Here is a 12,345-nt window from a genome sequence, read left to right as displayed (position 1 = left end):
GACGGCTCGGACGCGCCGATCAAAACCCCCGTTCGACGTCCGGGTCGAAAGGCCAGATTGGTCGAGGGATACGGCTGAAGGGAAGTGAGAGAAGGTCGTGCTGTGCCGGCCCGCGCATATCGACATCGATTAGCTCCGAGCCGATGTGCTCGTACCCTTCGTGGTACTGACCAGCGGACTTCGCCTGCACCATCCAGGCTCCGTCGACGTCCAGCCCAGCCGCCCGGTAGAGCCGGTCGTCGGTCATCGAGGTGGCCAGCTCACTGATCACCAGGCTCACCTCGCCGATCCGCAGTACCGCGAACCGGCCGGTGCTGATCGGCCTGCCATCGGGTGCAGAACTGTTGTCGCCGAATGAGACCACTGTGCCGGTGATCTCGATCGGGGAAAAGAAGTGCGGCGATAGCGTGCCGCCGACCTTGACAGTCGTCTTCGCGCCAGTGCCGGCTTCCACACACGCCTGCAATGCCGGAGCGTCGGTGACGGAGCAGAGCACCGGGCCGCCGATCGGTTCGTCCAGCACTGCCTGCAGCAACACCGAACTGTCGCCGGTGCTGCCGGCCGACGGACTGTCGGCGCCATCACCGAGCACGACCGGGCCACCGATGCCCTTCGCATCGCGTGCCCTGGCCAGCGCGTCGGCGAGCGACTCCTTGTGGACCACCAGCCGTTCCCGTCGGTCGAACAGTGACGCGGCCAGTTCGTCGGCGTATCCCTGCGCCCTAGGCTGGTCTCCGTCGGTCACCACGACGACCGACCAGCCGAAGTCAGTGACGTCCAGCCACGGCTGCGTGCAGAAGATGCTGGCGTCCAGAACGCCTGGCAGGGACTGGATGTGGTGCAGACGGATCATCACCTCCGACACTGGCCCGGTGGTGGTGTTGTGCACTTCGGAGGCAGACATCACCGGGATCTTACGGAAGCCGATGGTCGGCCTCGTGCGCCCCTGGATCGCGTCGATCAACATGGCCATGGCCCGGCGGCCGGTCTGCACCATGTCGATGTGCGGATAGGTCTGGAAGCCGGCAATCATCGGAGTAGCCGCGGCCATCGTCGCAGTGCCGTGGGTATGCAGGTCGAAGCTGCCCGAGATCGGGAAGTCCGGTCCCACGATCTGCCGGAGCGACGCCATCAGATCGCCCTCGACGTCGTCGCAGCCCTCTGCCGTGAAAGCACCGTGCAACCGCAGGTAGATCCCATCTACCTCGGGCAGTACGGCCGTCAAACCGTCGAGTACCAGCCTCTTCAGTTCGGCGTGGTCCTCGGCGCGCACCGATGGACCGCTGATGCTGCGGGCGTGAAAGGTCGGAACCACAGCGACGCCACGTTCGGAGGCGACCTGCAGCGCACCGGCCAGTGAATCGTTGAGCCTGCCGACTTCCAGCACTTCGTCGCCCTGCAGGAAGCTGTTGGTGCGAAAGTCGTCGATCGTGCCGACGCCTCCGGCAAATGTGTTGCCTTCGCGGGCCAGACCGGCCACGGCGATCTTGATACCTGGATTCATCCTTCTCCTTCAGTATCCAGCGGTGAGGTCGATTCGGCCGATCAGGTCACGGCCGGAGGCAAATCGTGTGGCGTTGTCTCGTACCCGATCGGCGAGTGCTGCTTCCAGCCCGGCCCTTGGGTTCGCGGCGTGCGGGGTGATCAACACACCGGGGGTGGTCCACAGCGGGTGACCGTCGGGCAGCGGTTCGGGGTCGGTCACATCCAAGGCAGCACCGGCGATCCGGCCGCCGGCCAGTGCGTCCACGAGCGCGTCGGTATCGATCAGTCCGCCGCGGGCGACGTTGACGATCCAGGTTCTCGGCCTCAAACGGGCCAGCACGGCGGCGTCGATCAAGCGCACGGTATGTGACGTCTGTGGTGCCGCAATCACAACGTGATCCACCTGGTCCCACAGTTCGTCGAGGTCGGCGGCGGCCACGGTGCGATCGGCGCCAGGCACGTCCCGCCCGCTGCGGTTGACGGCGATCACCGTCGCCCGGTACGGCGCCAGCATCTCAACCACCCGGCGACCGATCCCGCCGGCACCGACGACCGCAATCGTCGTGTCGGCCAGCCCGGAGACCGTGTCCGCCACGGCTTTTCCCCGCCAGGTTCGAAGCCCCGCGGCCACCACCAGCCCGCGCACGCCAGCCAGCAGCAACCCGACCGCATGCTCCGCGACGGTCTCCGAGTACGCACCGGCCGCCGAGGTCCACACCCGCCTGTCGTCGAGCCGTCCGTCGGCGAGGTATGTCTCAATCCCCGCCGCGGGCAATTGAACCCAACGCACCCGTGCCGGGAGGTGCGGTAGCGAGGCCGGTCCGGTCAGGTGGACGTAACCATCAGCGTCGGCGAGGGGCCCGACCTGGCAGCCGCCGGCCGAGATAGCCTCCGGCAACCAGGCCGGTGGACTGTCGGACACCGCAATCACCGGGCGGTCGTTCGCCTCCGGGTTGTCGGGCATGATTCAGATCTCCTGATGGTTCTGGTTGGTGGGATTGGACATGGCCTGGGCAGGAACACCAGGGACATCGGGTCGCAGTCGTCGCCCGGGTCGGCCGCCGAGAAACTGGCCGTCACGGACTGCCATCTTGCCGCCCTGGTACACCGCGGATATGCCAGCCGGCGGCACCATCGGGTTCACGTAATCGGCCCGGTCGAGCACCGCGGCAGCATCGAAGAGCACCAGATCAGCACAGTATCCGGGCTCGACCCGGCCGCGTCTCGGCAGGCGGAAGGTCTCGGCGGGCAGGGACGTCATACGGCGCACCGCTTCCGGTAGCGTCAGGACACCCTCGTCCCGGACGTACCGAGCCAGGATTCGCGGGAAGGTGCCGGACGTCCGTGGGTGCGGCTTCCCCCCGGTGCCGGGAGGAAGACCGTCTGAACCAATCATCGTCCGCGGATGTCGCATCGCCGTCTGTAGGTCGGCCTCGTCCATCTGGTGCACGACCATCGACACCCGCAACCGCTCCCGGGTCAGCATTCGCACCACCGCGTCGAAGGGCCCGCAGCTCCAGTCGTCAGCGATGTCGGCGACCGACCTGCCCACGTCCTGACCGCTACCGGTCGAGGCCACGACGATGTTCGACCAACCGCCGGCCCATGCCATGTTCTCCCACGTTCCGAGCGGCCCGTTCGCAATCTGCTCCCCCGCGCGTTCCCGGTCCGCAGGGTCCGCCAACCTGGCCAGCACCGCCCGGTCGCCACCTTCCTGGAACCATGGCGGCAGCAGCGCCGTCATCATGGTGGACGAGGCGGTGTACGGGTAGACGTCGTGGTTGATATCCACCCCGTCCGACCTGGCCGCATCCAGCTCCGCCAGCGCCGGCGCGACGGTTCCGTGGTATGGCTGCCCGGCCGCCTTCAGGTGCGACACCTGCACCCGGCGTCCGCTGTCTCGGCCGATCCGGATGGCCTCCCGGATGCTGTCCATCAGGTTGTTCCCCTCGCCGCGGATGTGGCTGACGTAGATGCCGTGCTCGGGCAGGCAGCCGGCCAGCTCGCTGAGCTCTTCGGTGCGGCTGAACATCCCAGGCGGGTAGATCAATCCGGTGGACAAGCCGAAGGCACCCGCTTGCATCGCCTCGGACAGTCCGTCGGCCATGGCCCGCAGTTCGCGCTCGTTCGGCGCCGCATCCACCATGCCCATGGCGAGGATCCGCAAGGCATGGTGGCCGACCAACGGCGCCATGTTGGTAATGTAGCCGCGCTCATCGAGCACCCGATACAGGTCGGCGACGCTGCGCCAGGAGGCGTCCAGGGGCGGAAAGATCCGACTGAGCAAGGCATCGAGACCGGCGTCGACCGGCCCGCGCGGCGCCAGGCTGAACCCGCAGTTGCCCACCACCTCCGTGGTGACGCCCTGCAGAATCTTGCTGAGATCGGGTTCGTCCAGCAGTGGCGCGTTGTCGGCATGCGAATGCACGTCGACGAAGCCGGGCGACAGCACCAGCCCGGTGCAGTCGACCGCGGTCGCACCCGCGGTGGTCAGATCGCCCGCCGGCACCACCGCGGAGATCTGTTCGCCGCCGATCAACACGTCGCACCGACGCAACGGCCCACCGGACCCATCGGCCACCTCGGCGTTCAGCAGAGCCGTTCTGGTCATCGTGCGCTCCATCCGCCATCCACGATCAGATTGTGTCCAGTGATGAACGATCCGGCGTCGGACGCCAACAACAGCACCGCGCCCGCCAGGTCGTCGGGCTCCCCGAGCCGACCGATCGGGATCGACTCACGAAAGCGTTCGGCCTGCGGCGCTGGCAGGCTCGATTTCGGGATCTGCCCGGGGCTCAGGCAATTCACGCGGACTCCTGTGGTCGCCCACTCCATTGCCAGGGCCCGTGCCATATTCACGATGGCACCTTTGGCGATGTGGTAGTCGGCGGCCGAGCCCTCCCAACTGTCGTCGTAGGCCCGCCGATCCGAACCCAGCGAACTGTGAATCGAGCCGATAAGGATGATCGACCCAGCCCCGGCGGCAATCATCGGCCAGGCCGCCGAGCGGATGCAGGCGGCCGTCCCGAGGACGTTCAGTTCCATGGACGACCGGATTTGCACATCGGTCAGCTCGGTGAACGGCCCGCGCGCCGACGAGCCGCCCGCGTTTGCCACCAACACATCCAGCCGGCCGGAGTCGGCAGTAATTTCACCCACCACTCGTTCGACAGCCATCGAATCGGTGACGTCACACTCGTGACCTTGAGCCTGGAATCCGCTTTCGGACAGGCCATTCGCCACTCTCTGACACCGTGCGCCGTTGCGCGCCATCAGGTGTACCCGGGCGCCAGCAGCTGCCAGCGCCCCTGCCATGGCGGCACCCAGATGTGTTCCACCGCCGGTCACCACCGCCACCCGGCCGTTGAGGTCGAACAACTTGTCAGGTCGCAGTGGCGTGGTGACCGGCGCTCGTGTCATCCCTTCTTCGCGCCCTTGAGCACGATCCGGTCGTCGACATCGCGCGTCACCCCGGTGACGCTCTTCGCCGTCGCAATGAGCGAGATGTTGGTACAGACCGGGATCCCGAAGGCCTGCTCGGTGATCACCCTGTTCAACTCGGCGTAGGCCTTCTGAACCGCCTCCGGGGTGGTGGCTGACTCGGATGCCTTGATGGCGTCGATGTACTCCTGCGGTGTCTTGTCTTTGAGGACCGGATTGTCGACGATTCGGAAGATCGAATTGGTCGCGATACGGGACGGGCTCTTGCTGGTGTTGCCCAGACCACCCATCAGCAGGCCGAAGTCGCCGGCCAGCAACCGCTCGGTGAAGGTCGCCGAATCCAGCGTCTTGATCTGGAGGTCGAATCCGACGGACTTCAGATCCTGCTGGAGGATCTGAAGGATCGATAGAGCGGCGGCGTTCGAACTGTCTGCGACTGCCTCGCCAGAGGCAGGCGAACCGGCTTCCGCCCACAACTTCTTGGCGGCGTCCAGGTCGTGCGAGTTCTTCTCGGCGTAGCTCGAATCGTTGGCCGGCGAGTTCGGACCCCACGGCAGGAAGAGGGGTTGCCCGTAGCCGAAGTAGACTTCATCGACGACGCGCTGCCGATCCAGCGCCCGACCGATCGCCTGCCGCAGTTTGATGTTGTCGAACGGTGCCACGTTGATGTTCATCCGCACGCAATCAACCAGCGCGCCTGGGTACCCCTCGATGATGGTGAACTGGTCCTTGAGCTGAGCAGCGTTCTTCGCCGGGAACCGGTAGATCACATCGAGTGCGCCGGATTGCAGCGCGGTGACCATCGAATCGGCATTGTCGAAGATGCGGAACGACAGTGTGTCCAGGCTGACGGCTCCGGCATCCCAGTAGTCGGCGAATCGACTCAGCGTCACCGTGTTCCCCGGGTCGCGGTCCTTGAGCTCGAACGACCCGGCACCATCGCCCTTGGCGGCGAAGAAGTCTGAATTGTTCGTCGCCTTCGTGGTCACCGGGAAGTTCTCCAACAGGTCGGTGACCAGCAGTTCAGCAACTGGTGAGTTAAAGGTCAGCACCACCGTGTTGTCGTCCGTGGCCTTGAAAGACTTGACGATCGACATCGGGCCATTGAGTTGCTGGCCCTGGTCGGGGTCAGCCGCCCGCTCGAATCCCTGTACCAGATCCTGCGCGCTCCACGTCGACCCCGACTGCATGGCAACGTTCTCGCGAAGGGTCAGCGTTATCTGCGTGTTGTCGTCGTTCAACTTCCAAGCGGTGAGCCCAGCCTCATGCGCGGTGAGTTCGTCGTCGTAGTCAAGCAAGAACGTGTTCATGTTCTGGAGGAGGATGAAGTTCGGGGTGCCGTTGTAGTACGGATCGAAGTTCGAGATGTCTGCGACGACGCCGACGGTCAGCTCGCCGCCTCCCCCACCCTCGCTTCCGCCGCCACCTCCTCCGCTCGTTGCGGCGGCTGAGCTGCCGACTGACGGGCTGCCTGCGTCACTGGAGGTGGCGGCTGCTTCGGACGGTGTGGATGCACTGCCGGATCCAGTACCGGCGTCATTGCTGCCACAGGCTGCGAGCACCCCTGGACCCAGGATGAGTGCGCCGCCGGCAGCGAAGGTGAACTTGAACAGGCGTCGCCTGTTCAACAGCGGGTGGTCAGCAGGAAGCTGACCGCCGACCGCGCGATCTTCGGGGGAATTCTCGTTCATGTCGGGCCTTTCGTGCCGGAGGGAATGATGGGGTGCGGCAGAACTTTTGTGACCGTAATGAAATTGCAGGTGCAGCAGGTTCAGGAATTCGCTAACTCAGGCGGACCCTGGGGTCCAGGAACGCGTAGAGCACGTCGACCAAAAGGTTGATGACCAGAAAGGCGAGAATCGTGAACAGCACTGCCGCCTGGATGATCGGGTAGTCCCGGGCGGTGATCCCCGAATAGATCATCCGACCAAGTCCCGGATAGGAGAAGACCACTTCAGTGACTACCGTGCCGCCAAGGAACTCACCGATCATCAGGCCGACGATCGTGACGGTGGGCAACATGGCGTTGCGCATGGCGTGTCGAGAAATCACGGCTCCTTCAGGCACTCCCTTTGCCCGCGCCGTCCGAACGTAGTCCTGACCCAATGCGTCGCGCAGCGACGCGGTGATGAACCGGGCGATGATCCCGGATATGTAGATGCCCAAACACAGGGCAGGTAGCAGGGTGTTCCTGATCGCGCCGATCGGATCGGACCAGATCGAGACGTAGTTGGAGATCGCTGGGAACACCTGGTTCTTCACCGATAGTCCGATGATCAACAGGATGCCCACCCAGAAGGTGGGCACGGCCAGTGCAACCGCTTGATAGAGGTTGATCACCTTGGTCGCGATCGACCGGGGTTTCACCGCGGCAACGACACCCATCGGGAAGGCGAGCACCAGACCGATCACCATCGCGAACAGGGCGAGTTGCAGCGACGCCGGGATGCGAGACGACAACTGCTCCATCACCGGTTGGCCGTTGATGGCCGAATTCCCGAAGTCCAGATGGATGGCCTGTCCGATCCAGGTGAAGTACTGCACGATCACCGGGCGGTTCAGGCCGAGTCTTTCCTCGATGGCGGCGACGGTCTCCGGCGTGGCGTTCTCGCCGGCAAGCGCGGCGGCGGGCGAGCCGGGGACGGCGTACACGATGGCCCACACCGCGATCGATGCAAGGATGACGACCGGGATGAACTGCAGGAACCGCCGGATCACATAGCTGCCCATCAGCCCATGCCCCCGACCTTCGCTCGGCCTGTCGTCTTGGTTCCCAAGGCTGTCTGCAGGCCGCGGCCGACGCCATCGAGGGCGGCGATGGTGATAGCCAGGGCTACGCCGGGCAGAATGGCATACCAGATCTGCTGGTACAGGAACGATCGGGACGTCTGCAGCATGCCGCCCCAGCTAGGTGCGGGCGGAGGGGTGCCCAGCCCGATGAAACTCAAAGCCGCTGCCGCGAGGATGGCCACCGACGCGGTGACGATGATTTGCACGATGATCGGTCCCATGGTGTTGGGAGCGATGGTCCGCGCCATGATGTCGGCCTTCGATGCGCCCATACTGCGCGCCGCTAGTACATACTCGCGTTCCTTCAGTCCGAGGGTCGAGGCCCGCGACAGCCGGATGAAGGCAGGGATGGCCCCGATGCCGATGGCCAGGATGAGGTTGATGATGCCGCTGCCCAGGATCGCGATCAGCACCAGTGCGAACAGGATGCCGGGCACGGCGAGCACGAAGTCTGTGACCCGCATGACGATCGCGTCGATCCACCCGCCGAGATAGCCGGAGAGGACGCCGAGCGGCAGCCCGACCGCGCACGCGAGCAACGCGGCGCCGGCGGCCGTTTCCAGCGATAGCCGAGTGCCGTACACCAACCGGGAGAACAGGTCCCGGCCCAGTTCGTCGGTACCGAACCAGTTCTGAGCGCTTGGTCCCTGCAGCGCCTTTCCGGCCCGTTCCAACGGATCGAATGGTGCGATCAGTGGCGCGAAAACAGCCACCAACACCAGGATCAATAGCACGATTGCACCCGCGACACCCGGTGCGCTACCCAGGAACTTGCGCCGCACCGTCGCCCGGCGAATCACCGGAGCGGCTGCCGATGACTCCTTCGCTGCTGTGGTCACCCGGCACCTCCCGCCGGCCCCGGGAAATGGCAGGCCACGGGTTGTGCGCCGGTCCGGATCTTCAGCACAGGTGCTTCGACGTCGCAGATGTCCTGCGCCCGGTGACAGCGGCCTGCGAAGCGGCAGCCCGCGGGCGGATCGACCGGGCTCGGAAGATCGCCCTTGAGCACGATCCGCTCGCGCTTCGCGTCTGGGTCGGGAATCGGCACCGCGGACAGTAGAGCCTGGGTGTACGGATGCAGCGGGTTGGTGAAGATCTGTTCCTGGTCGCCGATCTCGACGATCTCGCCCAGGTACATGACCGCGACCCGGTCGCACAGGTGCCGGACGACCGACAGATCGTGGCTGATGAACAGGAAGGCGATGCCGAGGTCGGACTGCAGACGGCGCAGCAGATTCAGCACCTGCGCCTGCACCGACACGTCGAGCGCAGAGGCCGGTTCGTCCAGGATGATTACCTTGGGCGACAGCGCTAACGCCCGGGCGATGCCGATCCGCTGCCGCTGGCCGCCGGAGAACTCGGCGGGAACACGTTCCACCTGGTCGGCCCGCAGACCAACTTGATCGAGCAACTCGGTCGCTCTGGCTCGGCGCTCCACGGCGGTGCCGGACTTGTGGATCCGCAGCGGCTCCGCGACGTTGGCCACCGCGGACAGCCGCGGGTTCAGCGAACCCATCGGATCCTGGAACACCATCGACATCCCGCGGGCCAGATCCTTTGCCCTGGTCTCGGCGGTCAATGGCCTCCCGTCCAGCATGACCGACCCGGCCGTCGGTTCCACCAGCCTGATCACCGCTCGCCCGGTGGTGGTCTTGCCGCTGCCGGACTCGCCCACCAGCCCAAGAGTGCGGCCGGCGTACAGATCGAAGCTGACGTCGTCGACCGCGTGAATGGCACCGACCTGTTTGCCGAAGACACCGCGCCGGATCGGGAAATGCTTGACCAGGTTCTGCACCCGCAAAACCGGCTCGGTTGAGGTGGTCTCGATCTGCGCGGCAGGCTGCGTCCCGGTGCCCGAACCCGGGGGCCGGTCGGCGTCATGCACTTCGGTGCTGTCCCCTTCGGCTAGTTTCTCTGCGTCGGTCATGACGGCTCCCGCACCAGGTGCTCGCGGGCCGACCACGCGGTTGTCTCGTCAGCAAAGTGGCACGCCGCCCAGGACCCGGCTGCCGCGGAATCGGCGGCGGCGGCCGCGAGTTCCGGGCGGTCGCTGGTGCAGATGTCGCGATCCGCGGACAGCCCACATCGTGGTTGGAACGCACAGCCCGGTGACCGGATCAGCAGGTTGGCAGGCGATCCGGGGATCGGCACCAGTTCCTCGACGGTACTGTCCAGTCGAGGCAGGCACGACAGCAGGCCGACGGTGTAGGGATGCTGCGGGGCGCGGAAGATGTTCCGCACCGGCGCGGTCTCCACCACCCGCCCGGCGTACATCACGGCGACGCGATCCGCGACCTCGGCGACCACGCCGAGGTCGTGGGTGATCAGTACGACGCCGGCGCCGGTCTCCTCCCTGGCCACTTGCAACAGATCCAGCAACTGCGCCTGGACCGTCACATCGACCGCCGTCGTCGGTTCATCGGCGATGATCACCCGCGGGTTGTTGGCGATGGCCATGGCGATCACGACACGCTGACACATCCCCCCGGAGAACTCGTGTGGGTACTGGTTGAAACGCACGTCGGGCTGTGGAACTCCGACCAAGGCGAGCAGCTCGATCGCCCGGCCCCGCGCCCCCTTGTTGGTGAGCTTGCGGTCGTGCACCACGAGTGTCTCGGCGACCTGCCGACCCACTGTCATCACCGGGTTCAGCGCCGACATCGGGTTCTGGAAGACCATGGTCAGGTTGCTGCCCAGCAGCCGCCGGAGCTTCTTGTCCGGCAGCCGGAGCAGATCGAGACCGTCGAACATCACCCTGCCGCTGACGATGCGCCCGGCGTCGAGCAATCCGAGCGCAGCCAAGACGGTCACCGACTTACCGGAGCCGGTTTCCCCGACGACGGCGAGGGTTTCACCGGCGTCAACGCTGTAGCTGACTCCGTCGACCGCGCGTAGAACACCTTCCGGGGTGGTGAACTCGACCGCAAGATCCTCGATCTGAAGCACCGGCGTCACCACGGCGACTCCAGGTCAGGATCGAACGGGAACAACGGCCGGACCGGTTTGGTGTACGGCAGGCGTTCCAGCCGGGAATCGGCGGGCCCCGTGGTATCGACGTCGATGCAGTCTGCGGCCAGTGGTTCGTAGTAGCCGCGATAGCCACCGGCCGACTTGACCACGACGATCCTTGCTCTGGTTGGCTCCAGCCCGACCCGGCGGAACGGCTGCAGGTCCAGTTGGCTGGCCGGGCGGCTGGTGATCACCACGTCGACAGCGGCGTCCTTCCCCGGCTCGATCCTGAGCACCGCGGTCGTGCCGACGTCGGCCGGGGCCGGCGGGTACATCGAGAGGTATCGGCCATCGCTGACGGTCATCACAGTGCCGGTGACCTTCACCGGCCGATGGAAGGCCGGAGCCAGCGTGCCGCCCAGCTCGACCGCCGCGGTCCGCCCGACGCCAAGGGCGGCGAGTTCGAGGGCGGCAGGCGCATCGGTGACAAGCGCAATTGCCTGGCCCGGTACCGGATCGGCTACCAGACCGGCCAAGATCTGCACCCCGTCGCCGGTCGCGCCGGCCGACACACTGTCGGCACCATCGGAAAGCACGAACGGTCGTCCATCGTCCGGTGCATTGCGGACCTGTTCCAGCGCCGCGCGCAAGTCCACCTTGAGCGCCTCGATCCGGTGTCGGCGATCCCAGGCCATCCGGGCGAGTTCGTCCGCGCGGTCCTGGGCACGGTCGGGATCGCCATCGGTAATCACCAGGGTTGCCCAGCCCAACTCGGTGACGTCCAACCACGGTTGGGTGGCGAAGACGCAGGCGTCCAGTACACCCGGTTCGGCAATGATCTCGTGCACCCGGTCCATCACCTCAGACATCGGTGGCACATTGGTGTCCTGACCTTCCGCCGAGGTCACCATGGCAATCTTGCGCCAGCCCAGCGCCGGTTTGGCGCCACTGATCGCGGCCAGCAGCAACGCCATCGCCCGGCGTCCGGTCGATGCAATGTCCAGATGCGGGAGCGTGTGGTAACCGGCGACCAGCGGTGTCACGGCGGCCATCTTCGCGGTGAAATGCGTATGCAGGTCGGCGGAATAGGCGATCGGAACCTCGAGTCCGACCAATTCGCGCACGGCTTGCAACAGGTCGCCCTCGGTGTCCTCACAGTCCCGCGCGACCATCGCGCCGTGCAGCGACAGGTAGACGCCGTCAATGTTCCCGACATGCGGTCGCAGGCTGGCCAGCAGTCGCTCGCGGAGTACCGGATAGACACCGGCGGCCACCGGAGGCCCGGACATCGCACCGGCTTGCCAGGTCGGAATGATCCTCGCTCCGGCGGTCTTCGCGACCTCTGCCGCGGCGGCCAGCGAGTCAAGCCCGCCACCGGCCGCCAGCATCGCGTCCCCGGTGGACGCTCGGCGCTCGAAGTCGTCCAGGTCGGTAGTGCCCGGCGCGAAGGAGTTCGCCTCGAACATCAATCCTGCCAGGGCTATCCGTGGTCCGGGTGTTGCCGACGCCTGGTCATCGGAATCCATGGATCTCACCACCTTTCCGGTTCCAGCAAGCGAAACCTGAGTTTCTGCTTGCCGCAATCTATCGATCCCTGTGTTCCTGGTCAACGGTTCCGACGGACGGCAATCCAACCGAGACACTGTGGTGACGTGCACGCCTTCGGACAAGTCTTGACGC

Annotated in this window: 10 protein-coding genes; all 10 read right to left on the bottom strand. The window is 65.8% G+C overall.

Annotation, left to right across the window (positions count from 1 at the left end):
• Positions 1-19: 19 nt before the first annotated feature.
• On the bottom strand, positions 20-1,504 hold the full coding sequence (locus tag K340_RS0116365; protein ID WP_029137509.1) for a M81 family metallopeptidase: 1,485 nt from the start codon (positions 1,502-1,504) through the stop codon (positions 20-22).
• A gap of 9 nt (positions 1,505-1,513) precedes the next feature.
• A complete protein-coding gene (locus K340_RS0116360) occupies positions 1,514-2,449 on the bottom strand; it encodes a D-isomer specific 2-hydroxyacid dehydrogenase family protein (RefSeq protein WP_051266578.1) in 936 nt (311 codons plus the stop codon).
• A gap of 3 nt (positions 2,450-2,452) precedes the next feature.
• The gene (locus K340_RS30720) at positions 2,453-4,096 is read right to left on the bottom strand and encodes an N-acyl-D-amino-acid deacylase family protein (RefSeq protein WP_211229489.1); all 1,644 of its coding nucleotides are present in this window, start codon (positions 4,094-4,096) and stop codon (positions 2,453-2,455) included.
• Complete coding sequence (locus K340_RS0116350; protein WP_051266576.1) at positions 4,093-4,905, bottom strand: SDR family NAD(P)-dependent oxidoreductase; 813 nt, start codon at positions 4,903-4,905, stop codon at positions 4,093-4,095. Before K340_RS0116350 ends, K340_RS30720 begins: the two co-directional genes overlap by 4 nt.
• The gene (locus tag K340_RS0116345) at positions 4,902-6,617 is read right to left on the bottom strand and encodes an ABC transporter substrate-binding protein (RefSeq protein WP_029137506.1); all 1,716 of its coding nucleotides are present in this window, start codon (positions 6,615-6,617) and stop codon (positions 4,902-4,904) included. Before K340_RS0116345 ends, K340_RS0116350 begins: the two co-directional genes overlap by 4 nt.
• Before the next feature lie 91 nt (positions 6,618-6,708).
• Positions 6,709-7,656 (bottom strand): ABC transporter permease, encoded by a 948-nt coding sequence (locus K340_RS0116340; protein WP_029137505.1) that lies wholly within the window; start codon positions 7,654-7,656, stop codon positions 6,709-6,711.
• Positions 7,656-8,555, bottom strand: coding sequence for an ABC transporter permease (locus K340_RS30715; RefSeq protein ID WP_211229488.1), 900 nt, complete (start codon positions 8,553-8,555; stop codon positions 7,656-7,658). Before K340_RS30715 ends, K340_RS0116340 begins: the two co-directional genes overlap by 1 nt.
• Complete coding sequence (locus K340_RS0116330) at positions 8,552-9,643, bottom strand: ABC transporter ATP-binding protein (protein WP_084614545.1); 1,092 nt, start codon at positions 9,641-9,643, stop codon at positions 8,552-8,554. The genes K340_RS30715 and K340_RS0116330 overlap by 4 nt, the downstream gene beginning before the upstream one ends.
• Positions 9,640-10,671, bottom strand: coding sequence for an ABC transporter ATP-binding protein (locus K340_RS30710; protein WP_211229487.1), 1,032 nt, complete (start codon positions 10,669-10,671; stop codon positions 9,640-9,642). The genes K340_RS0116330 and K340_RS30710 overlap by 4 nt, the downstream gene beginning before the upstream one ends.
• Positions 10,668-12,191: a M81 family metallopeptidase gene (locus tag K340_RS0116320; protein ID WP_084614544.1), complete on the bottom strand. Its 1,524-nt coding sequence runs from the start codon at positions 12,189-12,191 to the stop codon at positions 10,668-10,670. The genes K340_RS30710 and K340_RS0116320 overlap by 4 nt, the downstream gene beginning before the upstream one ends.
• Between the last annotated feature and the right edge of the window lie 154 nt (positions 12,192-12,345).

It is taken from the genome of Nakamurella lactea DSM 19367 (genome assembly GCF_000426645.1).
In the GTDB taxonomy this organism is placed as follows: domain Bacteria; phylum Actinomycetota; class Actinomycetes; order Mycobacteriales; family Nakamurellaceae; genus Nakamurella; species Nakamurella lactea.
This window is presented reverse-complemented; position numbering and strand designations above follow the sequence as displayed.